21 protein-coding genes and 3 tRNA genes are annotated in these 25,059 nt (G+C 48.7%); 11 read left to right on the top strand and 13 right to left on the bottom strand.

The features are described from left to right. Window positions 1-6: 6 nt before the first annotated feature. Both ACO0LE_RS10985 and ACO0LE_RS10980 read right to left on the bottom strand, forming a co-directional pair. Entirely contained in the window at window positions 7-474 is a 468-nt protein-coding gene (locus ACO0LE_RS10985; protein ID WP_422960397.1) for a (2Fe-2S)-binding protein, read from the bottom strand. 557 nt (window positions 475-1,031) lie between these two features. After that, window positions 1,032-1,913 (bottom strand): DUF1653 domain-containing protein, encoded by an 882-nt coding sequence (locus ACO0LE_RS10980; protein WP_422960396.1) that lies wholly within the window; start codon window positions 1,911-1,913, stop codon window positions 1,032-1,034. A gap of 202 nt (window positions 1,914-2,115) precedes the next feature. Between ACO0LE_RS10980 and ACO0LE_RS10975 the strand changes: the two genes are divergently transcribed. From ACO0LE_RS10975 to ACO0LE_RS10945, 7 genes are all read left to right on the top strand, one after another. Further along, on the top strand, window positions 2,116-3,492 hold the full coding sequence (locus ACO0LE_RS10975; RefSeq protein ID WP_422960395.1) for an MFS transporter: 1,377 nt from the start codon (window positions 2,116-2,118) through the stop codon (window positions 3,490-3,492). A 182-nt stretch (window positions 3,493-3,674) separates the two neighbouring features. After that, window positions 3,675-5,939 carry an OPT family oligopeptide transporter gene (locus tag ACO0LE_RS10970; RefSeq protein ID WP_422960394.1) on the top strand — a complete coding sequence of 755 codons (2,265 nt, stop codon included), beginning with the start codon at window positions 3,675-3,677 and terminating at the stop codon, window positions 5,937-5,939. 422 nt (window positions 5,940-6,361) lie between these two features. After that, window positions 6,362-7,075: a pyroglutamyl-peptidase I gene (gene pcp, locus ACO0LE_RS10965; protein ID WP_422960393.1), complete on the top strand. Its 714-nt coding sequence runs from the start codon at window positions 6,362-6,364 to the stop codon at window positions 7,073-7,075. 168 nt (window positions 7,076-7,243) lie between these two features. After that, window positions 7,244-7,522, top strand: coding sequence for a DnaJ domain-containing protein (locus tag ACO0LE_RS10960; protein WP_422956020.1), 279 nt, complete (start codon window positions 7,244-7,246; stop codon window positions 7,520-7,522). Beyond that, window positions 7,519-8,097, top strand: coding sequence for a hypothetical protein (locus ACO0LE_RS10955; RefSeq protein ID WP_422960392.1), 579 nt, complete (start codon window positions 7,519-7,521; stop codon window positions 8,095-8,097). Before ACO0LE_RS10960 ends, ACO0LE_RS10955 begins: the two co-directional genes overlap by 4 nt. A gap of 5 nt (window positions 8,098-8,102) precedes the next feature. Further along, window positions 8,103-8,870 (top strand): hypothetical protein, encoded by a 768-nt coding sequence (locus ACO0LE_RS10950; protein ID WP_422960391.1) that lies wholly within the window; start codon window positions 8,103-8,105, stop codon window positions 8,868-8,870. Window positions 8,871-8,924: 54 nt separating this feature from the next. Further along, window positions 8,925-10,136 carry a hypothetical protein gene (locus ACO0LE_RS10945; protein ID WP_422960390.1) on the top strand — a complete coding sequence of 404 codons (1,212 nt, stop codon included), beginning with the start codon at window positions 8,925-8,927 and terminating at the stop codon, window positions 10,134-10,136. Between the two features lie 359 nt (window positions 10,137-10,495). Here ACO0LE_RS10945 and uvrB read toward each other — a convergent pair whose 3' ends face one another. Next, window positions 10,496-12,610, bottom strand: coding sequence for an excinuclease ABC subunit UvrB (uvrB, locus tag ACO0LE_RS10940; protein ID WP_422960389.1), 2,115 nt, complete (start codon window positions 12,608-12,610; stop codon window positions 10,496-10,498). Between the two features lie 121 nt (window positions 12,611-12,731). Here uvrB and ACO0LE_RS10935 point away from each other — a divergent pair, with 121 nt between their 5' ends. The 3 genes from ACO0LE_RS10935 (at window position 12,732) to ACO0LE_RS10925 (ending at window position 14,292) form a co-directional block, all read left to right on the top strand. Beyond that, on the top strand, window positions 12,732-13,946 hold the full coding sequence (locus ACO0LE_RS10935) for an amino acid aminotransferase (protein WP_422960388.1): 1,215 nt from the start codon (window positions 12,732-12,734) through the stop codon (window positions 13,944-13,946). 130 nt (window positions 13,947-14,076) lie between these two features. Then, a tRNA-Asn gene (locus ACO0LE_RS10930) sits at window positions 14,077-14,152 on the top strand. A 64-nt stretch (window positions 14,153-14,216) separates the two neighbouring features. Continuing rightward, window positions 14,217-14,292 (top strand) — tRNA-Asn (locus ACO0LE_RS10925). A 148-nt stretch (window positions 14,293-14,440) separates the two neighbouring features. On the opposite strand, the gene ACO0LE_RS10920 is transcribed toward ACO0LE_RS10925, so the two are convergent. The 10 genes from ACO0LE_RS10920 to ACO0LE_RS10875 all read right to left on the bottom strand — a co-directional run bounded on the left by ACO0LE_RS10920 (window position 14,441) and on the right by ACO0LE_RS10875 (window position 23,828). Beyond that, complete coding sequence (locus ACO0LE_RS10920) at window positions 14,441-15,292, bottom strand: class I SAM-dependent methyltransferase (RefSeq protein ID WP_422960387.1); 852 nt, start codon at window positions 15,290-15,292, stop codon at window positions 14,441-14,443. 419 nt (window positions 15,293-15,711) lie between these two features. Continuing rightward, window positions 15,712-16,083, bottom strand: a complete 372-nt coding sequence (locus tag ACO0LE_RS10915; protein ID WP_422960386.1) for a MerR family transcriptional regulator — start codon at window positions 16,081-16,083, stop codon at window positions 15,712-15,714. Between the two features lie 8 nt (window positions 16,084-16,091). After that, complete coding sequence (locus ACO0LE_RS10910; RefSeq protein ID WP_422956028.1) at window positions 16,092-16,505, bottom strand: integration host factor subunit alpha; 414 nt, start codon at window positions 16,503-16,505, stop codon at window positions 16,092-16,094. 105 nt (window positions 16,506-16,610) lie between these two features. Next, on the bottom strand, window positions 16,611-19,037 hold the full coding sequence (pheT, locus tag ACO0LE_RS10905; protein WP_422960385.1) for a phenylalanine--tRNA ligase subunit beta: 2,427 nt from the start codon (window positions 19,035-19,037) through the stop codon (window positions 16,611-16,613). Between the two features lie 96 nt (window positions 19,038-19,133). Next, window positions 19,134-20,150 carry a phenylalanine--tRNA ligase subunit alpha gene (gene pheS, locus ACO0LE_RS10900; RefSeq protein WP_422960384.1) on the bottom strand — a complete coding sequence of 339 codons (1,017 nt, stop codon included), beginning with the start codon at window positions 20,148-20,150 and terminating at the stop codon, window positions 19,134-19,136. Between the two features lie 129 nt (window positions 20,151-20,279). Next, window positions 20,280-20,639 (bottom strand): 50S ribosomal protein L20, encoded by a 360-nt coding sequence (rplT, locus tag ACO0LE_RS10895; protein ID WP_262835908.1) that lies wholly within the window; start codon window positions 20,637-20,639, stop codon window positions 20,280-20,282. Window positions 20,640-20,666: 27 nt separating this feature from the next. Beyond that, window positions 20,667-20,864, bottom strand: coding sequence for a 50S ribosomal protein L35 (gene rpmI, locus ACO0LE_RS10890; RefSeq protein WP_262835907.1), 198 nt, complete (start codon window positions 20,862-20,864; stop codon window positions 20,667-20,669). A gap of 157 nt (window positions 20,865-21,021) precedes the next feature. Next, window positions 21,022-21,558 carry a translation initiation factor IF-3 gene (gene infC / locus ACO0LE_RS10885; protein ID WP_262835906.1) on the bottom strand — a complete coding sequence of 179 codons (537 nt, stop codon included), beginning with the start codon at window positions 21,556-21,558 and terminating at the stop codon, window positions 21,022-21,024. A gap of 43 nt (window positions 21,559-21,601) precedes the next feature. Then, on the bottom strand, window positions 21,602-23,512 hold the full coding sequence (gene thrS / locus ACO0LE_RS10880; RefSeq protein WP_422960383.1) for a threonine--tRNA ligase: 1,911 nt from the start codon (window positions 23,510-23,512) through the stop codon (window positions 21,602-21,604). 239 nt (window positions 23,513-23,751) lie between these two features. Then, window positions 23,752-23,828, bottom strand: a tRNA-Val gene (locus ACO0LE_RS10875). 207 nt (window positions 23,829-24,035) lie between these two features. Here ACO0LE_RS10875 and ACO0LE_RS10870 point away from each other — a divergent pair. Next, window positions 24,036-24,986 carry a cation diffusion facilitator family transporter gene (locus ACO0LE_RS10870; RefSeq protein ID WP_422960382.1) on the top strand — a complete coding sequence of 317 codons (951 nt, stop codon included), beginning with the start codon at window positions 24,036-24,038 and terminating at the stop codon, window positions 24,984-24,986. Window positions 24,987-25,059 lie beyond the last annotated feature (73 nt).

Here is a 25,059-nt window from a genome sequence, read left to right as displayed (position 1 = left end):
CGCTCCTTAAGCTGATTTGCGCATTTCGGCAGCGGCAGACTTAATCGCGGCACGAATACGGTTGTAGGTACCACAGCGGCAGATATTGCCACTCATGGCGTTATCGATATCAGTATCGCTAGGATTTATGTTCGCAGCGAGCAAGGCTGCGGCACTCATCAGTTGACCTGACTGACAGTAGCCGCATTGCGGCACATCATGCGCGATCCAGGCTTTTTGCAATACGTGCGAATTGTCGGCAGACAGCGATTCGACCGTAGCGATTTTTTTACCCGCAACCGCGGAAACAGGTGTCTGGCATGAGCGAATCGGTACTCCGTCAAGATGTACAGTACATGCACCGCACAATGCGGCACCGCAACCGAATTTGGTTCCGGTCAGACCAAGTTCATCACGAATCACCCAGAGCAGCGGCGTGTCCACCTCAGAATTTGACGATACTGACTTGCCATTGATATTAAAACCGATACTCATCTTTGTCTCCCTGATTGTATTTTGTGTCAATTTGACCCGTTTTTAGCACGGCACCGCTACGATTGATTTACGCTTTTACAACTATCTACAACGCAAACTGGATTTTTACTGAAACTACTTATCTCATATAGGCCGGAGAGCATAAAGCGGCCCGCTAACTTCCGTTTCCGCGAATTTCTTTTGCCCTTCAGCTACCCTTATCTATTCAGTCAGCATCGTTACTATTGCCTTGAAAGAACATGCCTTCGCATCCGATGAGAACAGCCCAAGACGCATTTTTCAACATAGAATTTTCTGATAAAAAGTAAAGAAGAAGACCCGTAAGATTTTTTATTCTCGCACGTTTTGCCTTTGTCTGACTGTGCGCAAAAAAAAACGTAAATTTATGTAAGAGTCTGACAGGAGTATAGCAACTCATCTAGCGAAAAATCTTCATCTATTCTGCGGAAAAACAGCGTGCCTGTCTGTGATGCCGGGTTCTGATAAGCATACGGAAAAACGCCATGTGACGAATGCTGACAAATACTGATGCTGGCCAGCATGTAACACCCGCTATGTCAGCAACTACCCTCGTCGATCAGGGCAAATCTCGGCGTCATCACGCCATCCAGATTGACCTCTTCAAAGAACACCTCTCGGTTACGCGTCCAGACACTGCCATTTTGAGAGCGATACACTACGACAGGTGTCAAATCCGCCTCATGAGTTGCCTCGCAGATGAACTCATACACACCGCCCTTGTAGTGCCGATAGCGCTTGACAGCAGGATTCGCGTTTGACTGGTTGGCAGATTCAGTTATTCCGGGAGATTTCAATACGGGATTTGCCGCGAGTTTTTTCAGATATGCCGGTACCTTGGCAGCAGTCAGTTTGTTAATTTCTTGCAGCAAGCGCGGATCAACGTGATGGATGCCATACTCCTGACGCAATTTTTCCGCGATACGCAGTAGCAGATACGCAGATACTTCGGCGTCCGCCTCTGCTCTGTGCGCTGCACCATGGAAGCGGATACCTAAATCCGATGCCAGTCGCCCCAGCGAATAACTACTCAATCCAGGAAATACCCGGCGCGATAATTTAACCGAGCAAACAACGCCGTCATAACTTGGCCACAATCCCAGACGATCACTTTCCGCCTGTAAAAATTTTTCATCGAAGCTGGCGTTGTGCGCTGCCAGGGTATCGCATCCGATGAACTCGACCAGCTCTGGAATGACCTCCGATGCAGGCGGCGCTCTGTTGACCATCGATTGTGTGATGCCGGTTAATTCTGTAATAAACGGGGAGATACGGATATTGCAATTGACGAGCGAGACGTAACGGTCAACGATCTGGTCGCCCATGATACGTAATGCAGCGACTTCAGTGACTCGCCCGCCTTGTTCGGGACTCATGCCGGAGGTTTCAAAATCCAGCATGACGATCGGTTTTTCAAACATTTTTTACCTGTTTTCGGGAACTAATTTTTTGCTCTGGACTCCATCTTTTAAGATAAAAATCTGTGTAAGATGCATGAGCTGATTCGCTCATTGTAAACCGCGTCATGATTCGCGTGATTCTGATTGTGCTGGGACAGTCGGTAAGCAATCGGTGAATAATCGTTGGCGACACCACAAATCACACTCAATCGCCAGTGCAAACATGCTGCACAATATACCTAAAAAAATAATCCATCAGGCGTCAGGCAATCGCCTGATCAGCATGTGCAGTACGTCCACAAGATGCGATGCAACGAAAAAAATGATAGAAAACTTGCTCGACAAATTCACGCTACACCCTAAAGATCTGCTGCGCGACCTTGTCTATCGTCGCCTCTGGACATCGATTCTGATCAACTCATTTGGGGCACAAGTCACCATGCTCGCACTGCCGTTGACAGCCGCCGTGCTGATGCATGCAAGCCCTACACAAATGGGCATCCTGACTTTCATGGAAACACTGCCCTTCGTCATCCTGTCACTGCCATCGGGTGTCTGGCTGGATCGGGTACGCAAGTTGCCAGTGTACTTTGTCGGCGAAACCTTGCTGGCGATTGCCGTTGCCAGCGTTCCTCTGGTCTGGTGGCTAGGCTCGCTGACAATGGTCTGGTTGTATATGGTCGGCTTCGTCATCGGAGCAGTCAATACGACTGCGGGCACAGCGGCGCAGATTGTACTGACACAGATCGTCCCTAGAGAACGCCTGATCGAGGCGTATGCAAAAAATGCGCTAGCGACCTCAGGAGCGGAGGTCGCGGGCCCTGCCGCCGCTGGCGGACTGATCAATCTAATGGGTGCGCCATTGGCTTTATTAACTGACGCCCTTTTATTATTGAGTTCAGCCGGTATTTTGCGTGGCATTAACGTGAACGAAATCCGTCCGGTCAGAGCAGACGCACATTTTTGGCGCGATCTGAAAGCCGGCGTCAGTTTTGTTTCCAACAAACGACTCCTGATTGCACTGGCACTGACAGTTGGCGGCTGGCAGCTTTGCTACAACGCAGCGCTGGTGGTGCAAATTCTGTTCGCCACACGGCTATTGGGATTATCCGAACAAGCGGTGGGTCTGAGTTATATGGGCATGGGCATAGGCACAGTGATCGCCAGTATTTATGGCAACCGGATTAGCCGCAGCATGGGTCCCGGCCCCTGCATGGTAATAGGAATCGCGATCTGCGGCGTGGGCTGGTCTTTGCTCGCCATTGCGCCACTGAATCATTGGGGCATCGCCGCATTTGGTTTTATGCTGATTTGTTTCTCGATCGGCGGCGTCCTGATTTTTATTAATTTTCTGGCTCTGCGTCAGGCGGTGACACCGGAACCGATGCTGGGGCGCATGACATCGACGATGCGCTGGCTGATTTTACTGCCTGCTGGTCCTGGTGCACTGATCGGCGGCTGGATGGGCGAGCACCTAGGATTGCGATATTCACTGGGATTTGCAGGGATCAGTGCATTGATCCTGACAGTCCTGGCATGGCGCAATCCCATCATCCGTGGCATCACGGTGTTGCCAAATTTAAACAGGCAAGGCGCCTAAACCCCTGTCTGCGCCTCGTTCTCCGCTGCGCCCATTGCGCCGCGTGAGGAATTCACCGCATAATGCCCGATTAGCAAACAATCTACGCTCACAAGCAATGACTATTGCTGACTACGACCTCATCACGGCCAGCGGCACACAATGCTGCCAGCTTACTTTTGACTAAACACAAGGTACAACAAATGCCAAAAGAATTGTCATCAACCGCTTCGAAGCCCGCATTCAAGCCCTATATTCCCGCTTCGGCCAATCTCCCGGAACTGAGCATCCGTGCTCTGTTAATGGGCGTCATACTCGGCATGATCTTCGGTGCATCGTCGCTGTATCTGGTATTGAAAGTCGGCTTGACAGTCAGTGCATCTATTCCGGTTGCGGTGATCGCGATTACGCTGTTCCGCCTGACACAAAAACTCGGGGGTAAAGACTCCACGATTCTTGAAAACAATATTACACAGACCGCTGGCTCTGCTGGTGAGTCGATTGCGTTTGGTCTTGGCGTGACCATGCCAGCGATCCTGATTCTGGGTTTTGATTTGGAAATCTGGCGCGTCATGCTGGTAGGTGTACTCGGTGGTTTACTCGGCATCTTGTTGATGATCCCTATGCGTCGCGCCCTGATTGTGGAACAGCACGGCATATTGAAATACCCGGAAGGCACTGCCTGCGCCGAAGTCTTAAAAGCCGCCGCAGACCAGAGTTCACGCGAAGCCGCCGGTGAAGCAAATAACCCTAACGCCCATGCAGAAGCAGCAAAACGCGCCAAAATCATTTTCGGTGGTTTTGCCGTTGGCCTGATCTACAAAATCGCCAACGTCGCCCTGCGCGGCTGGAAAGATACGCCAGAAGCGACGTTTGGTGCACCTCTCAAAGCCGGTTCCATCGGCGCTGAAATCTCTCCTGAGTTGCTGGGTGTAGGCTACGTCATTGGACCACGCATCGCGGCCACGATGGCTGCCGGCGGTGTGATGTCTTATCTGTTACTAATCCCGATGATCAAATTTTTCGGCGATGCGCTGAGTGTGCCGGTCAGTCCAGGCACCAAACTCATCAGCGAGATGAGCCCTGGTAATATCCGCAGTGCCTACATTCTTTACATCGGCGCTGGTGCTGTGGCTGCTGGCGGCCTGATCAGCCTATTGCGTGCGATGCCAACGATCTGGCGCAGCCTGACCGCAGGCTTGTCTGGCATGCGTAATACCGCCAATACAGTGCAATCTACTTTGCGTACAGATAAAGACATTCCGATGAAGTGGGTCGTTATCGGTGCGCTGGCAATTATCGCCATCATCACGGCAGCAACGCCATTGCACATGAATTTCCTCGGTGCGATCCTGATTCTGGTATTTGGCTTTCTGTTCGCGACTGTGTCCTCCCGCCTCACTGGAGAAATCGGCTCATCCTCCAATCCTATTTCTGGCATGACTGTCGCCACTCTGCTATTCACCTGTCTGATTTTCCTGATCATGGGCTGGACTGGCGGTCAGTACTACGTAACCGCCTTATCGGTCGGTGCGATTGTCTGTATCGCTTCCAGTAACGCTGGCTCTACCTCCCAAGATTTGAAAACCGGTTATCTGGTCGGTGCCACACCACGTCTGCAACAGTTCGCGATTCTGGCTGGCGCGCTCACATCGGCCCTGATTCTCGGCCCGATCCTGTTGAAGCTGAACGAGAGCGCAACGACGTTCGTACCTGCCGCGCAGGTTGCACCTGACCTGACCACAGACGCCAACAAACTCAGCAGCACCATGCAACTCAGCGGTCCGCAAGCCGATAGCGACAAAGCCACCTATAAAGTCTGGCAAAAGAGCGATACCGTCGGCGGTCCTGCAGGGAAATATCTGGTCGATCAGACTGGCAAAGTCGTCTACATGGTGGATCCGGGCATCAACGGCACTTACACAGATTTGCCAGATGGAACCAAGGTCAAAAAATTTGACGCACCGAAAGCGGTCTTGATGTCCTATATCATCAAAGGGATTCTGGATCAGCAATTGCCTTGGACACTGGTCATCTTCGGCGTGATGATTGCCATCATCCTGGAAATGGCCGGCATTCCTTCACTGGCATTCGCCGTCGGTGTCTATCTGCCGCTGTCCTCTTCAGCACCATTGTTTGTCGGCGGTATGATCCGCTGGCTAGTCGACCGCCGCAATAACAAACTCGAACATAACAAGAACCTGACGGAAGAAGAAAAACAAGCCGCTGGCGACAGCAGCTCCGGCGTATTGCTGTCATCCGGCTATATTGCCGGTGGCGCACTGGCGGGCATTGTCATCGCTTTCAGCGCCGGTATTCTGACGAATTTCGACAAGTCACTGAATGACTGGGCAACAGTGAACAATCCATTCTTCGAAGGCATCAACGCCAACGCGCTATCGATGATCCCGTATGCCTTAATCGTCTTGCTGCTCTACTACGTGGCACGTGAAAAGAAACCGGCTTAAAACAGATATCACGATCCAGTCGTCAAACAGAGATTCACTGGATTCTTTGTATGATCGGAATAAAAAAAGCGTAAACTAAAAAAGAGCTTAAACGTCTACCGCGTTTAAGCTCTTTTTTTCTGATGGCGGATTATTGACTCCGGTTTTATCTATATCAGGACTTACACAAAAAATACAAATTGCTTGTCACCTTAGATATTGGATCCGCAGATTGGATGCGGCCCCCAAAGGCTTTTTGTGCCAACAGGTGCATTCTGCTTACGAATTCATTTTGTATCGATACTCGCTGAAAGACAGTGCTCCTGCTTTTCTGATTGTCTTTCTCTGTGCCTAAGTATCTCCGTGGTGAGAGGTTGTCGTTTTTGTTTTCGTTTTCGTTTTTGTTTTTGTATCAGTCCCAGATTTATTCTGAGAAAGTCATCATGACCAAAGCCAAAGCATCTCCTGCACACATCCTGGTGACCGGGTTTGAGCCCTTTGAGCATCAGACGATTAATCCCTCGTGGGAAGTTGCACGTGCCTTGGATGGCTGGCAATGTAACGGTTTGACTGTCATAGCGCGCCAGCTCCCCTGCGTATTTCATGAGGCAATCAGCGATCTGCAACAGGCGATAGACGATATTGCCCCCACAATCGTTATCTGTCTTGGACAGGCAGGCGGCAGGCCGGACATCTCACCTGAGCGGGTCGCAATCAATGTTGATGACGCCCGGATCCCTGACAATGCAGGCCAACAACCGATTGATCACGTCATCATTGCCGGGGCACCGGATGCCTATTTTTCTACCCTGCCGATCAAAGCAATCGTGCGCCAGATGAATGATGCTGGTATTGCCGCCTCGGTCTCCAACACCGCAGGCACGTTTGTCTGCAACCATGTCTTCTTCGGACTGATGCATATCATTGGGCAGAAAAACCGCCCATCCAGAGCAGCAAAAAAACGAGCTCCGGTACGCGGTGGCTTCATCCACCTTCCCTACTTATCGACGCAAATTACGGCCAGCACGACTACACTGGGTATAGCTAGCATGCCCAGCATGTCCCTGGACGCGATGATCAAAGGCATACAGACAGCCATCCAGACCACACTCGACATCAAAACCGACCTTGTTGAAACAGGTGGCCAGCTCCACTAACTGCCGGATAATGAACCTAGTCAAGGTACAAATCCCGCAAGAGGCAGCTAAAACCCACTAAAACAGAGTTACCCGGCAAAAATGGTATGATGTAGGGTTATTTACCAGAGGTGATTCATTGTGTCCTGCGGGACATACTGGCACCCACCCCACCCAACACGAGATTGCATGAAAGATTACTATTTTGTTCTTGGGATCGCGACTACCGCGACACTAGCCGAGGTAAAAAAAGCTTTCCGTCAAAAGGCCGCTGAGTTCCATCCGGACCGCAACAGCTCAGCCCTGGCGCCACAAAAATTCCACGAATGCAAAGAAGCCTACGACGTCTTATCCGATGAAGCAGCACGCACTGCTTATGATGAAAACCGTCGTCGTAATTTGCTCGATGATCCGCTGGAAACTGCCAGCGAAATCTGGAAAAATTATTTATCAGGAGTATTGCAGTGAAGCTTTCCCAGTATTTTCAAGAACTTCAGTCAGTGTATGACGCCGAGCTGGAAGATTTAACCAGTGATTCCGAAGGTAAGGATATTTTGCGGCACCGGCTGAAAGAAAAACGCGAACAAGTACCGTTTTTATTACCGATGATGAAGAGCAATCCCGAGATGGTCGCGGTCGCCTTTCACGATGCATTTAAATATCTCAATCCTTTAAAAATCGAATTATTGCTTTCCAAGCCCCTGCAACAACTGATGCCCTGGGCTGAGCTATCCAAGCATTTGCGCTTAGAGGCATGGGCAGAGAGCTTGAGCAAAACTGTACTGCAACATGCCGATGGCGAACAATTTATGGTGATTGCTGCCGCGCTTGAGTACCTGAACAAGAGCAAATTATCACGTGCAAGCAGCCCGTCCGTAGCAGATGATGATCAGGATGAAGAGTCCGAGCATGAAGACGATGGCGTGCATGACGTACACGGTGTACGCAATGACATGGATGACGGCGACAGCGAAGACGGCTACGACCTAGAAGAAGCAGGTGCAGACTTTTTGGCAGAACAAGGCTTTGACCGTAAGGACTAATGAAGATGGACAATACAAAAATGCATTACCCGGCACTGATAGAAGCACAAAATCTGGTCAAAGTCGGCGATATCGTCGGTGCAGAATCAGCACTGGCGACACTCGCAGAAACCGAAGGCGACAAAGCCCTGGTTGCTGCACTGGATGAATTTCCGGCCAAAGATTTGCTGGCGATTATTCGCGAATACGATGCATCGAAAGAATCGCTGGTAAATCTGTTGGTGACACCAGAACAGTTCGCCCAGGCCGTCGTGCTGGAACGTCGTTATGGCGACCAGACGCATGAACAATTGCGCAGCATGGTCAACTCCGTGATCTTTCGCGAAGGTGGCGATCCGGCAGAATTTTTGTACGAGATTGCCGAAGTCGACGGCGGCTACGATGCGCTGGTTGATTACCTCTATGATCGGGTGGAAATGGTCGAGCATTTTTATCGCTATGCGACATTCGACCTATTCCATTACGGTGACGATGCCAAGGTCCAGGCGATTGACGACGATCTGATGAATCTTAGCCGCGATGAAGAACCACGCGGCGCCTCATCAGACATGGCAAATCTGGTCGATCACGACTGGATGGAAGTCACCTATCTGCTGCGCTATGAATTGCCAGAAATTTTCCGCGAAGTGATGATGAAGCTGCGCGCCCGCTACAAAGCCAGCCTGCAATTCGCTGCGGCCGAACTGGCCGAGGAGGATGAAGATGACGAACAGGACAAGCCAAACAATGATGACGGCGATGACAAGGATGATGACGAAGAGTCTGCGCTTTAACCGGTAGCTGCGCACGATTCAGGCATGTTCATTCTCTCAATTTAATCGAAATCTATGTCAGACAATTCATTTCAAGTCGCCACCGTAGACAATCGCCCTTTTTTTGAAAGCGCGTTGCGCTACGGCGTGCAGCAAGGCCACATCACAACCGAAAAAATCACTGCAATCGAAAATGAAGCCCCCAAAGGCATGGTACAAATCGCTGAAGCCTTTGGCAGTAAATATCTACGGCCAGAAATCGACATGGCGCAAAAACGTATCGTCAATCTGGTCAGCCTGTACCTGAAGCAAACCACGCAAAGTGACCTTGCTCTGGCGGCTAAGATGATCGCTGGCAATACCTTTTTGACCCTGTCACGCGGCGGCTCAGGCTTACTCAAAGCGCTGTTCGCAATGCCGGAATATGCGCTGCTCGGCAGAGAAGAAAAAGGTCGTGTTGAAGATTTTCTGGATATCTGGTCACGCAAAGACGGTGATGCCGACTACCTGAATGTACTCGCACAACGTCAGGCGAATGCGGTTGAGATCGCTGCGGCGTACTGGTTTGGCGATCAGTTAGATGTCTCACGCTCCTCATTGCAAGAGCAAGATGCGGATGCCGGCTCGGTAATCCGGACCGCCATGCTGCTACGCATTCTGGGTAAATCTGACGAAACCTTAGTCAATCAGGTCGAGTTTGCCAAGTTGGTTGATGCGGTGCGTAAAAAAGGAAAAATCAGCAAACGAAGCAAAGACTCTCTCGACACCATACCAGACGACTATCAAGCCATCGCCGAGCGGATTTCGCAAGAAATTCAAACTCACGACTTACCCAAAATCCTAAATACCGCCCTGCCTCTGGATATGGTCGTGTTTGAACTCAAGGACCGTTATTTCATCCGCGATTACGAGATGGAAGATACGTCCGAATATGATGCGCTGGTGTCGAAAGAATGGACAAAGCTCACTAAAGGCAAGACTGATGTCTACGCCCTGCTCACCCTGTTTTTTTGCATCGCTGCAGGTGGCACACCAAAGACCGTCATCACGGAAGCCAACGCCAGAACGCTGGTCAAAAAAGTTCGCAAAGATGGCTTCCATCCCGACCTCGCCATCGACTTCATCAACAATGCAGCACCGCATGAAAAGCAAGAGAGTCTGCTAGAAGAATGGGCTGATTTCGTACAAGAAGCCGACACTTATCTGCTCGACGATTGGGACAACACCTTCAGCGGTGCGCTGCGCTTTCTAGACAAGCATTGCGATATTGAAAAGTCGAAGAAATAGGTAATTTCTGTATCTTCACATATTGAAATATTTACATATTCAAACAGCACCCCGCAATGTCTGTGCGGCTTTCAGAGTCTTTTTTGGCCTAAGAGGCGCATAAATATTGCGTAGTCTTTTCGGAAATTTCTAAAAAACTCCCATTAAAAATTACACCCATTGGGCCTACGCAAAAACAAAGAGCTCTCACCAAAGAGACACTGAAGCACTGAGGCACTGAGGCGCAGAGAATAGACAGGAGTATGCCATTCCATCGAGTATCGCCCTCAGAGTTTTCAGAAGCTCTCTATGAAAAATTTCTAAAAACCCTGTCTGCAGAGAGCCAATTCTCTGATGTAGCGCAAGTTCGACTGAATTGATTATTTTGGATTCAGCGTCAACACATTGTCACTGCCACCGGCACCAAATACCAATTCTTTCACATGCGATAACTGATCGCGGACTTGAGCGGCTTTTTCGAATTCGAGATTTCTGGCGTGGTCGAGCATAAGTTTTTCGAGACGTTTAATTTCACGGCTGATTTGTTTTTCGCTCATAACTTCGTAGCGCGCATGCTCCTGAGCGACCTCAAGTTCCTGCTTGGCTTCTTGCGGATTGTAGACCCCATCAATCAACTCTTTGATCTGCTTTTTGATACCGACTGGAGTGATGTTATTTGCCAGGTTAAAGGCAACCTGCTTGGTGCGGCGACGTTCTGTTTCATCCATCGCCCTGCGCATGGAATCGGTGATCTTATCGCCATACAATATTGCCATACCGTTCAGGTTACGCGCAGCGCGACCGATGGTCTGAATCAGGCTGCGCTCTGAACGCAGAAAACCTTCCTTATCTGCGTCGAGGATAGCGACCAGCGAAACTTCAGGAATATCCAAACCCTCACGCAGCAAGTTAATACCGACCAGCACATCAAATGTTCCTAGACGCAGATCACGGATAATTTCAACCCGCTCCACCGTATCGATATCACTATGTAGGTAACGAACCTTGACACCGTTATCACTCAAAAAATCCGTAAGTTGTTCCGACATACGTTTGGTCAATGTCGTGACCAGAACGCGTTCATTCTTACTGACTCGCAGCGTGATCTCGTTCATCAGATCATCTACCTGTGTCAAGGCGGGACGTACCTCGATCAGTGGATCTACCAGCCCGGTTGGCCGCACGACCTGTTCAACCACCTGATCCGCATGTTGCTTTTCATATTCAGCCGGCGTCGCCGAGACGAACACAGTCTGGCGCATCTTGCTCTCGAACTCGGCAAACTTCAGCGGCCGGTTGTCGAGTGCGGACGGCAGGCGAAAACCATAATCAACCAGATTAGTTTTACGCGCTCTGTCGCCGTTGTACATACCGTTAAGCTGTCCTGTCAGCACATGCGATTCGTCCAGAAACATCAGTGCGTCAGCAGGTAAATAATCAACCAGCGTCGGCGGCGGATCACCGGGTTTGGCGCCGCTAAGATGGCGCGAATAATTTTCAATCCCTTTAGTGAAACCAATCTCCGCCATCATCTCCAGATCGAAGCGGGTACGTTGTTCGATACGTTGTTCTTCAATGAGTTTATTCTCTTTGCGGAAAAATTCGAGGCGCTCGCGCAGCTCTTCTTTAATCGTTTCTACCGCACGCAATACGGTCTCACGCGGCGTCACGTAGTGTGATCCGGGATAGACGGTAAAGCGAGGAATTTTTTGTTTCACGCGGCCTGTCAGCGGATCAAACAATTGTAGATTTTCAATCTCATCGTCAAACATCTCAACGCGCACGGCAAGCTCGGCATGCTCCGCGGGAAAGATGTCGATGGTATCGCCACGAACCCGGAACGTGCCGCGTCCAAAATCGATTTCGTTACGGGTGTATTGCATCTGGATCAGGCGGGCAATCACTTCACGTTGACTGACCTTGTCCTTGGCACGTAAGGTCAGGATCATCTTGTGGTACTCGTTAGGATTACCGATACCGTAAATGGCTGAAACAGTCGCAACGATAATCACGTCGCGTCGCTCCATCAGCGATTTGGTGCAGGACAAACGCATCTGCTCAATGTGTTCATTGATCGCCGAATCTTTTTCGATAAATAAATCGCGCTGCGGTACATAGGCTTCCGGCTGGTAATAGTCGTAGTAGCTAACAAAATATTCCACCGCATTACGCGGGAAAAATTCGCGGAACTCACTGTATAGCTGAGCGGCCAATGTTTTGTTCGGCGCAAAGATAATCGCCGGACGACCGCTGCGCGCAATAACATTGGCCATCGTGTAGGTCTTCCCAGACCCGGTTACACCAAGTAAGGTCTGAAAAAACAAACCGTCATTAACGCCCTCAACCAGCTTCGCGATAGCAGTCGGTTGATCCCCCGCAGGCGGGAATGGTTGATATAACTGAAACGGCGAGTCGGGGAAGCTCACAAACTTCGCTTCGTCCAGCATAGTGGCGTTGCTATTATTTTCAGCAGAAATTGTCGATGCTACAGCCATGAGGCGCTTACCTTTGTTAGAATGGATAGTTGAAATTTAAGGCATTACCAGATTGTTACCAATTGGCATTATTCCAACCTCACTGTCAGAAAATTGACGGCTAATTTTTCATATTATCACGATGAACGCTCCTGTTTCTTCCTCCCTGTTCTCTGCCATCGAAATGGCGCCACGCGACCCGATATTAGGCATCACCGAAGGCTTTAACGCAGATAAAAATCCTGCAAAAGTTAATCTCGGCGTCGGCGTCTACTACGATGACAACGGCAAAGTACCACTGCTGGAATGTGTCAAAAAAGCAGAAGCTATTCTGATGGAAAAATATGCACCACGCACTTATTTGCCGATCGAAGGTCTGGCCGCATACGATAAAGCCGTACAAGAACTGGTATTCGGTGCTGATAGCGCCGTTGTTACAGAAAAACGCGCGATCACGGCGCAGGCAATTGGCGGCACAGGCGCATTGAAACTCGGTGCAGATTTTTTAAAACGCTTCGCACCTGATGCGCAGGTCTGGATCAGCGACCCAAGTTGGGAAAATCATCGCGCTTTGTTTGAGTCTGCAGGTTTCGTAGTGAATGCTTATCCGTACTACGATGCAGTCACCAAAGGCGTTAATTTTGACGGCATGCTGGGCGCACTCAAAACTATGGTGGAAGGCTCTATCGTGTTATTGCACGCTTGCTGCCATAACCCGACCGGTGCCGACCTGAACGACGATCAATGGACAAAAGTGATCCAGGTAGTCACTGAGCGCAAGCTGGTGCCGTTTCTGGATATGGCCTATCAAGGCTTTGGCGACGGCATCGAGTCCGATGGCAAAGTCGTACGCCGCTTCGCTGAAGCAGGTGGTGCGCTATTCGTCTCCAACTCATTCTCTAAATCTTTCTCCCTGTATGGCGAGCGCGTCGGTGCTTTGAGCATCGCCGCCTCCAGTGCTGAAGAAGCAGCACGCATCATGTCGCAACTCAAACGCGTCATTCGCACCAACTACTCGAATCCGCCAACCCACGGCGGGCAAGTCGTCGCAACGGTGTTAGCAACACCCGAACTGCGTCAGATGTGGGAAGAGGAACTGGCAGGGATGCGCGTGCGCATCCGCGAAATGCGAACGGCATTTGTTGCAAAACTGAAAGCCCAAGCACCTGCTCACAATTTTGATTTTGTCACGCAACAGCGCGGCATGTTCTCCTACTCAGGCCTGACGAAGGAACAAGTAGAAAAACTGCGCGACAACAACTCCATCTACGCTGTAGACACCGGCCGCATCTGTGTTGCCGCACTCAACAACCGCAATATTGACGCGGTCATTGGCGCGATTGCCAAAGTGCTTTAAGTAGTCATCAGTAACCGGTATGAGAGTGAAGTAAGAGGTCGCTTTCATGCCGGATATCGCGAGCTTAGGCATTTGCCAATAGAAAAATTTTGACAGCTCGGGCAAAAGCGCATATAATCTTTGTCTCTGTTCCCTGATAGCTCAGTTGGTAGAGCGACGGACTGTTAATCCGCAGGTCCCTGGTTCGAGTCCAGGTCGGGGAGCCACAGAATTTGAAGTACGCAGCATCAGCTGCAAAAATAGTTTAACGAAGATCATCATTTCTTCTATTCCCTGATAGCTCAGTTGGTAGAGCGACGGACTGTTAATCCGCAGGTCCCTGGTTCGAGTCCAGGTCGGGGAGCCAAAATATAAAGGTCTGACTAATTTCTTAGTCAGACCTTTTTCTTTACGGCGACAACATTAGTCAATGCCAGCGTCATGTTCAAAATAAAAAGAGTGTCAATTGCGGGCGTCACTCTTTTTACCGATAAGGCAAAATCATACAAACATTATTAATTTGGCTTAACGAACCTCAGGGTGAAGCGATCACTCTCCCCTATTGCCGCATATTTCTCTTTATCCTTCAAACCTTCGGCATAAGTTGGAGGTAAAGTCCAGACACCTTTCGGATAATCGCTACCATCTTTAGGATTCGCATTGATGTCACTTTTTGCCAGCAATTTAAATCCAGCTTGCTGAGCCAGCGTAATGACATAATCCTCAGGCAGATAGCCCGAATCGATGAGTTTAGCATCGAGTACTTTACCGGCTTTAGCACGATGGTCAACAACGCCAAGCACACCGCCCGGCTTCAACACATCGAACATAGCTTTAAAGATGATCGCCTCATTGTGATCAGCGACCCAATTGTGTACGTTACGGAAAGTCAATACAAAGTCTGCCGAGTTTACAGCCCCAAACCGCGGCGCAGATGGATCAAAGCTAATAGTTTGAACTTTGCTATAACGCTCTGGATCTGCTGAAAACTTCTTCTCCTGAGTCGCTTTAACACGGTTGTAATACGTCATCGTACTAGCCGGCGCTTTTTCACTAGCCGCGTTAGCTGCAATGTACTGGCCTCGATCTTTCAGATATGGCGCAAGAATTTCACCATACCAGGCAGCGCCACCGGGCGTGATTTCTATGACCCGCGCATCTGCTTTAACACCGAAAAATTCCAGCGTTTGTTTTGGATGACGAAATGGATCGCGGGCACGATTCTCATCCGAACGCCAATTGCCGTTAATCACTTTATCTAAACTATCTGCCTCAGCCGCCAACACGCTTGAATGATGGAATGTGGCGAACATGACCGAACCCAAAATGATCAAACGACGTAATTTTTGTATTGATTGAGATTTCATTGTATTCATTGATTCGCTCCAAATCTTTATAGACTGTGTCGATGCGCGTTTGTTCAATTAATTATTGCAATTCCAGAAAGTGAATAGCAACGAAATACATCATACGACAGATCAGGAATTCACATCTGTGCACCTGCAACCATGAAGGCGGATGAGGCTGAATGGGTGGGGTAAAAAGCACGATGTATGGCAACGCCATTACAGCAAGCAACTGGAAAAGGCTATATGCCGTTCAGTTCAACAAGCGAATAGTCATTCTCAAAGTAGCTCCTCCAATGCCCTTAACGTGAATATATCGTTCAATGGGCATATCGACGGAACTTAGCGGGTAAAAATAAAAAAGCGATGATTGAGTCAACAATCGTCGCTTTTTTGCGCTGAAGATTATCCCGCATGATATCAATAAGATGCTGGGTACATTAGCGCTTCAGCAAGTTCAATACAGCGTTCAATTCATTACGAATCCGCAAAAAATTAATCGGCGCTACTTCGATATCAGAAACTTCGTCGATGACTGCTGCATGCATATTTAACTTATTACGTGCGCCATTAATCGTAAAACCTTGCTCATATAAAAGCTCCCGAATGCGACGTATCAATAACACTTCGTGATGTTGATAATAACGACGGTTACCACGTCGCTTCACAGGTTTTAGTTGAGTGAATTCTTGCTCCCAATAGCGCAGTACGTGCGGCTTGACGCCACACAACTCACTCACCTCACCAATCGTGAAGTAACGTTTCGCAGGGATGGGAGGCAACACAAACGCGTCTAACTTGATTTCACTCATAAGGGAATTCAGGCTGCATGTGCAAGAGGTTGATTACCAACAGAATCGACCATACCTTTGAGTTTTTGGCTCGCATGGAAAGTCACTACACGACGTGCGGTAATAGGAATTTCTTCGCCAGTTTTAGGATTACGACCGGGGCGCTGAGGCTTATCACGCAACTGAAAATTACCAAAGCCAGATAACTTGACCGCCTCACCTCGCTCCAGCGCATCACGAATTTCGTCAAAGAAGGTTTCCACCATATCTTTGGCTTCGCGCTTGTTCAAGCCGACTTGTTCAAACAAAAGCTCTGCCAGCTCAGCCTTAGTCAGAGTTGGCAGCTCTTTTTCCGCTTGTGAGCGCGCTTTGGCTTCTCGCATCGCCCGATTCAAATCTGCATCAAGAACCGATTGCAGTTCTGCGGAAGTCAGGTCATTCATTATATTTGTATCCTACTTACTGAAAACATACCCAATCATTTTAAGCTTCTATGCAAAATATGATCATGATAATTTTTATTTATTTAACTGAACTACACCAAATTGTTAACGTAATTTAGCGAAGAATTTAGCAGCTACAACAGCAAGCAAAGCGGCCATTGCTGCCTCAACTTTATCGTCTTGTAACGTACTTTGAGTATCTTGCAAGCTAAAGCGGAAAGCAAGACTTTTTTCGTCAGACTCCAATCCCTTACCACGATATTCATCAAATAAAACAACGGCTTGCAAGATTTTACATGTTTCGTTATTTGCCGCCTCATGATGAAATACATCCATCAAATCTTGCACTGATACTGAATGTTTTACCTGCAATGCCATATCGCGTGTCACCATCTGGAATTTTGAAATTTCCTTATAAACAGGTAACTGAATCGTTTGCAAAGCGTTGGTACTGATTTCAAAAACGACAGGTGCTAGAGGCAAGTCGTATTTCTGCTGCAGACGCGGATGCAACTCACCGATCATGCCGACGAATTGGCCTTCACATTCAATACTCGCTGAGCGTCCGGGATGCAAAGCGACATGTTCGGTTTTAGAAAAACGCAAAACTTTAGGCGCAAACAGCGCTTCCAAATCAGCCTTAACATCAAAGAAATCAACATTACGAGTTGCCTGCCCCCATTGCTCATCTGCGACAGGGCCATATGCTAAGGCAGCGATACGCTTAGGCTGATCATAACCAGCAACGGTCAAGGGACCATCAGGGATCGACGCATCGCGCAGATACACCGCACCAATTTCAAAAATACGAATACGGTTGAGTTTGCGATTCAGATTGTAACGAGCGTTCGCAACCAGACTACCGATCAAGCTCGATCGCATGACGCTCATCTGACTTGCAATTGGATTCAGTAATTTAACCGGAGCATCGTTGCCGGCAAAATCCTTTTCCCATGCGGCCTCAACAAAACTGTAATTGACTACTTCCTGATAATCGAGATCCGCAATTTGACGGCGTAAAGTAAATAAGGAACGATGATTTTCCGGCGCAATCAACATCGCATTAGCGGCAACTGGTGGCCGGGTCGGAATATTCTCAAAGCCATAAACGCGCGCGACCTCTTCAATCAGATCTTCTTCAATCTCGATATCGAAACGATAGCTAGGTGGCGTCACCAAAAACTCTCCCGATGTCTGGGTAAAGACTAATCCAAGGCGAGTAAAAATATCGGCAATTTGTGCGTCATCCAGTGCTACGCCAATGATCTTTACGGCACGCGCAGTACGTAAACGCACAGCAGGACGCTGAGGTAAATTGACGATCTGGTCATCCACTGGCCCCACTTTCACCTGGGAAGATCCACCGCAGATTTCGACGATCAAAGCGGTAATGCGTTCGATATGCTCGACGGTCGTCGCATAATCGACACCTCGCTCAAAGCGATGTGCCGCATCGGTAGAGAAATTATATTTACGGGCCCGGCCTTGTATTGACTGAGGCCACCAGAACGCCGCTTCGAGATAAATATTTTGCGTATCCAGACTCACAGCGGTTAAGTCGCCACCCATGATACCGGCCAACGATTCGATCTCTTTATCGTCAGAAATGACGCCAACCCACTCATCAACACTGACGGTATTACCATTCAATAGTTTAAGAGATTCACCGGCTTTGCCCCACCGAACGTCCAGGTCACCATGAATCTTATCAAGGTCAAACACATGGGTTGGACGCCCTAGCTCCAGCATCACATAATTAGAAATATCGACCAATGCCGAAATCGGGCGCTGACCGCTTCGCTCCAGACGTTGTTTCATCCAATCAGGCGTCGACGCTTTTGCATTCACACCACGGATAACGCGACCACTGAACCGACCACATAAATCAGGTGCTGAGATTTTTACCTTAAGCGTTTCTTGCAAAGTTACAGCGACAGGATTAATTTCCGGCGTCACTAAAGTAGTGCCGGTCAGTGCGGACACTTCGCGTGCTACACCCAGAACAGATAAACAATCTGCTTTGTTAGGTGTCAGTTTAATGGTGAATTTCAGATCATTCAGCTGGTAATAATCACGGAAATTCTGACCGACCGGCGCATCGGCAGGCAAATCAAGCAGACCACCATGATCCTCAGATAATTTCAATTCACGTGCAGAGCACAGCATGCCTTGCGATTCCACACCACGCAATTTACCAACTTTGATTTCAAAAGGTTTGCCATCTGCACCCGGTGGCAAAATAGCACCTGCCATCGCACAAGGCACCTTCATGCCAACGCGAACGTTTGGCGCCCCACATACAATATTGAGCAAAGTCCCGGTACCGACATCGACCTGGCACACATTAAGGCGATCAGCATCCGGATGCTTGGCAATCTCGCGAACTTCGGCGACAACCACATGACTAAAAGGTGGCGCAACCGCCTCCACTTCCTCAACTTCCAATCCTGACATCGTCAGTAGGTGAGACAATTCATCCGAAGACATCTTCGGATCAACCATAGTGCGTAGCCAGTTTTCAGAAAATTGCATAATTTAGCCGTGTAGAAATTCGACGATGAGTACGATTTACGTACAATAAATTTGATCATTCAGGTGCAGCGCGTGCGGCACCACAGTCAACCGGGATTAGTTAAATTGCTTCAGGAATCGCAGATCACCTTCGTAAAACAAACGCAGATCGTTAATTCCATAACGCAGCATCGCCAGGCGCTCCAGGCCTGAACCGAAGGCGAAACCTATGTATTTTTCGGGATCCAATCCCATATTCCGGATCACCGCTGGATGCACTTGACCAGAGCCGGACACTTCCAACCAGCGCCCTTTCAACGGACCGCTGCCAAAAGCAATATCGATCTCTGCAGAAGGTTCTGTAAACGGGAAATAAGAAGGACGGAAGCGCACTTGCAAATCATCAGTCTCAAAAAAAGCTTTGACGAAATTCAGATACACACCTTTTAAGTCGGCAAAACTGATGTTCTCATCAATCCATAAACCTTCGACCTGATGAAACATAGGAGAATGTGTTGCATCGCTATCTACGCGATAAGTACGACCGGGCGCTATCACCTTGATCGGCGGCTGATTCATGCGTGCGTAGCGTACTTGCATAGGGCTGGTATGTGTGCGCAGCAGTAGTGGCTTACCGGCGCTATCGTTACCTTCGACATAAAAAGTGTCCTGCATTGAGCGCGCAGGATGATTCTCAGGACTGTTCAATGCAGTGAAATTAGTCCAGTCATTTTCGATTTCAGGACCATCGGCCACATCAAAACCAATTGAGCGAAAAATCTCCTCGACTCTATGCCAGGTGCGCATGACTGGATGAATACCCCCCATGCCACGACCGCGCCCAGGCAAGCTCACATCAATCGCCTCAGCATTTAAGCGGGATTGCATTTGTGCATTCGACAAAGCGTCACGACGCTCTATCAATAAGTTTTCTATCTGTTCTTTTACAGCATTGATAATCGCGCCTTGCGCTTTGCGCTCGTCTGGCGCCAACTTGCCAAGACTTTTCATTTGCTCTGTTATCTGTCCAGTTTTTCCAAGATATAGTGCCTTGGCGTTTTCCAGTGCAGCAGCGTCTTGTGCGGCAGAGAAGTCTGCACGCGCTTGAATTACAAGATGATTTAAGGGGTTCATGCGATTATTCCCGACAGGGAAGCTGAATTTGATTACTAAAAATAAAACGGGGCACAGGATTCAACCTCTGCCCCGCTCATCTTGCGATATTGCCCGACCTATATCTGCCAGGCAAACCGCACTTAACAATTATGCTGCCAGGTTAGCCTTAACTTGATTAACAATCGCAGCAAACGCTGGTTTGTCAGTCACTGCCATATCGGCCAGGACTTTACGATCCAGTTCGATAGAGGCTTTTTTCAGGCCATTCATGAACACGCTGTATGTCAGGCCGTGTTGACGACTAGCTGCATTGATACGCGTGATCCACAAAGCGCGGAATACACGTTTTTTGTTACGACGATCACGGTAGGCATATTGGCCAGCGCGCATAACTGCTTGCTTGGCAATACGGTATACCTTGCTGCGGCGACCACGATAGCCTTTGGCTAAATCGAGAACTTTCTTATGACGGGCACGAGCTGTAACCCCACGTTTTACTCTAGGCATAGTAACTCCTTAAATAGTGAGTAGAGGTTAAGCTGTTGGCATCATGCGCATGACTGATGTTACGTCTGCTGCATTAACGTTCGTGATACCGCGCAATTGGCGTTTGTTCTTGGTTGTTTTCTTAGTCAAGATATGACGTTTGAAAGCGTGACCACATTTAACAGTTCCACCTGGGCGAACGCGAAAGCGCTTCTTGGCAGAGCTTTTTGTTTTCATTTTAGGCATAAAACACCTGTCTGTTTAGGACAGTTCCTTTTTAACATGATTGTAGGTGGCAACGATTACGATGCACTTGGATGCCTACTCTCACTTGTTGGAGCATGAAATCGAGTCCATACTCATCGCAACAACCACTGACTTGCATCAATGGTTCTCGCAAATCTTATTTCTTTTTCTTCGGTGCCAGAATCATGATCATCTGACGACCTTCCATCTTAGGAAACTGTTCAACCTGGCCATACGGCTCCAGATCCAGCTTCAGACGCTCCAGCATACGCATACCAATTTCCTGATGCGCCATTTCACGACCACGGAAACGCAGAGTAATTTTGGTTTTATCACCATCATCCAGGAACTTGGTCAGGTTACGCAACTTAATGTTGTAGTCACCATCATCTGTACCAGGACGGAATTTAACTTCCTTAACCAAAATGACTTTTTGTTTCAGCTTGGCTTCGTGCGCCTTCTTCTGTTCCTGGTACTTGAATTTGCCGTAATCCATCAAGCGGCAAACCGGGGGTTGCGCAGTAGGCGCAATCTCCACCAAATCAACATTGGCCTCTTCCGCTAAGCGAAAGGCCTCAACTAGTTTAACGATGCCTAACGGCTCGTTTTCAACGCCGGATAAGCGCACTTCTGGCGCTGTAATTTCACCGTTGATGCGATGTGACTTGTCAGTAGCTATTGCAGTTTCCTTCAAAAATTAAATAATTTGGCTGTGCTTCTTTACGCAACAGTTCCGGTTAAGCCTTGGTGTCGATGTCATTTTTCAGACGCTCCAAGAAGGCATCTTGGGTCATTACACCCAGATCCAGATTGCCACGTGTACGCACAGCCACTGTGTTTGCATCCCGCTCCTTATCACCGATCACGATGATGTAAGGTAATTTCTGCATCGAATGCTCGCGTATTTTATAGGTTATTTTCTCATTACGCAAATCTGTGTGCACTCTAAACCCTTGTTTCTTCAGGTTTTCCGCAACTGATTTAGCGTATTCGGCCTGTGATTCAGAGATATTCAAGACCGCAATTTGTACTGGTGCCAGCCATACCGGCATCGCACCAGCGTGGTTTTCTATCAACATTCCGATAAAACGCTCGAGCGAACCGACAATAGCACGATGCAACATTACCGGCACTTTACGGCTATTATCATCCGCCACATATTCAGCTCCGAGGCGACCGGGCATAAAGAAATCAACCTGCATAGTACCTACCTGCCAAGGACGTCCGAGGCTATCCTTCAGGTGATATTCGATTTTCGGTCCGTAGAATGCGCCCTCACCTGGCAACTCCTCCCACTCGGTCAGACCACAGGCACGCAAGCCAGCACGCAGCGTTTCTTCCGCAGTATCCCAGACTTCATCACTACCAATACGATTATCAGGACGCAAAGCGAGCTTGACTTGAATGTGCTCGAAACCGAAGTCTTTATACACTTTCATTGCTTGCGGATGAAATGCGATCACTTCCGATTGAATCTGTTCTTCACTGCAGAAGATATGCCCATCATCCTGAGTGAAGCCTCGTACACGCATGATGCCGTGCAAAGCACCGGAAGGTTCATTACGATGACACTGTCCAAATTCGCCAAAACGCAACGGCAGGTCGCGGTAACTCTTCATGCCAGAATTAAAAATCTGCACATGACCAGGACAATTCATCGGCTTTAACGCATACGAGCGGTTTTCCGACTCAGTGATAAACATATTGTCTTTGTAATTATCCCAATGACCAGTCTTACCCCACAAGCTACTATCAAGAATCTGCGGCCCCTTCACCTCCTGGTAACCGCATTCCTGATACACCTTGCGCATGTATTGCTCTACTTGCTGCCAGATCGTCCAGCCTTTAGCGTGCCAAAACACCAGGCCCGGTGCCTCATCCTGAAAATGAAACAAATCAAGTGCCTTACCCAGCTTACGGTGGTCGCGCTTTTCAGCTTCTTCCAGCATATGCAGGTATTGCTCCTGATCCTCCTTCTTGGCGAATGCTGTACCGTAAATCCGTTGCAGCATTTCATTCTTAGAGTCGCCCCGCCAGTACGCGCCCGCCAGCTTCATCAGCTTAAATACTTTCAACTTACCGGTTGAAGGCACATGCGGGCCACGACACAAATCAGTAAAACTACCCTCTGAATACAGCGACACATCTTGATCCGCCGGAATCGATTCAATAATTTCCGCCTTGTAGGCTTCACCAATCGATTTAAAGTAAGCAACAGCCTCATCACGCGGCAAGACCTTACGAGTAACCAGCTCATCCTTCTTAGCCAATTCCTGCATTTTCTTTTCAATCGCAGCCAGATCATCCGGAGTAAACGGACGCTTGTATGAAAAGTCGTAGTAAAAACCGTTTTCGATGACTGGACCAATAGTGACTTGCGCTTCAGGAAACAGCTCTTTCACTGCATATGCCAGCAAATGGGCTGTCGAGTGACGAATGACTTCAAGACCATCCGCATCTTTGTCTGTGACGATCGCCAGATCCACATCGAAAGAAATCAAATGTGAGGTATCTACCAATTTACCATCAACCTTGCCAGCCAATGCCGCCTTGGCAAGACCCACACCAATGCTTGCCGCCACCTGAGCAACAGTGACTGGGGCATCAAACTGACGCTGCGAACCATCGGGAAGTCGAACTGAAACCATTTTAAGTCTCCATGCCGGCAATATTTGCCGAATACCTACAACGTTCAAAAAGAAATAGCAGAAAACGCGGACGAAAAAAAACGCGGGCTAGCCGCGTTTTTTTCAAAAATTACAAACGAAAAAGACCCTCGACTAACGTCGCTCACAAATTGCTGTGATCGTAGTTCGCGGTGTCATAACCATGATGCCTTTCTCGCTCTTACCTATGTAGCAATGTATGCGTTGCATGATAAAAATTCTGGTGGGCGGTGCAGAATTCGAATCTGCGACCCCTTGGATGTCGACCAAGTATTCTAACCAGCTGAACTAACCGCCCGAGGAGCCAAGACTATAGCAAACCAAGGCGAAAACGTAAACACCTTTTCTGTGTTTTTATTGATTTCCTAAAATCTCAGGGAAATTTCACCAAGAGAAGACCATCAGCCGGTAATCGGCCTCTCTCAATCTATTAAGGGCTTTCACCACATTGTCACGTATCACGGTTACACTGATCAAAGTCATCGTATATATCACTCTTACACTCATGCATCAAAAAACATCTACACAGAAAAGCGAACATCTTCATGCCCATCGCCGCGGCGATGCAGAGCATCAGCACTTTTTTGAAAACCGCAGTCAAAAAATCCTCGCCTGGGCGCTTGGTCTCACTTTAAGTTTTGCGGGTGTTGAAGTCGGCTTTGGCTTTTGGTCAAATTCTCTGGCGCTGATCTCAGATGCAGGACATATGGTAACGGATGCCTCTGCATTGGGCTTGGCGCTACTCGCCCAAATGATTGCCAAACGTCCACCTACCGCTAAAAACTCCTTCGGTTTCGGCCGGGCTGAAGCGCTGGCAGCGTTCGTTAATGGCCTGGTGATGCTTGCCGTCGTGGGGTGGATCGTATTTGAGGCAGTACAAAGGCTGTCACATCCGGAATCGGTTCAAGGTGGCGCGGTCATGCTGGTGGCCAGTATTGGACTTGCAATCAATATCGTAGTGGCATGGGTACTGTCCCACGACAAAGAAAGCGTGAATACGAAAGCTGCACTGGTGCATGTCATGGGGGATTTGCTTGGTTCTGTTGCAGCGATTGTCTCCGGCGCCGTTATTTACTATGTTGGCTGGATGCAGATCGATCCTATTTTATCGATCTTTGTTTCTCTTCTGATCTTGAAATCGACCTTTGGTGTCTTGGGTGAGTCATATCATTTTTTGATGGAAGGCGTGCCGCACCATATCGACTATGTGCAGATTGGCGATGACCTGGAATCTATCTCCGGCGTGCTTTCCGTACATGATTTACATGTCTGGGAAATGTCGCCTGGCTACCCCGCACTGATCGGACATTTAGAAATTGACGATCTGAGTGCATGGCCGCGCATCCTTGAAAGCGTCAAAAATATGCTCTTGGAAAAACATAAAATTGATCACATCACCTTACAGGCAGAAGCGCCAGGCATGGCAGAAGATGAAGGTGTGGGCGATTACAGTTGAACTGTCGCCAGACAGAGTCTGGAAAAAGTAAATTGAGATATCGGGCCAAAAAGAGTTGCTCTGCCTTGACGCA

Origin of the sequence: Undibacterium sp. Xuan67W (genome assembly GCF_049340165.1) — a bacterium.
In the GTDB taxonomy this organism is placed as follows: Bacteria; Pseudomonadota; Gammaproteobacteria; order Burkholderiales; family Burkholderiaceae_D; genus Undibacterium.
This window is presented reverse-complemented; position numbering and strand designations above follow the sequence as displayed.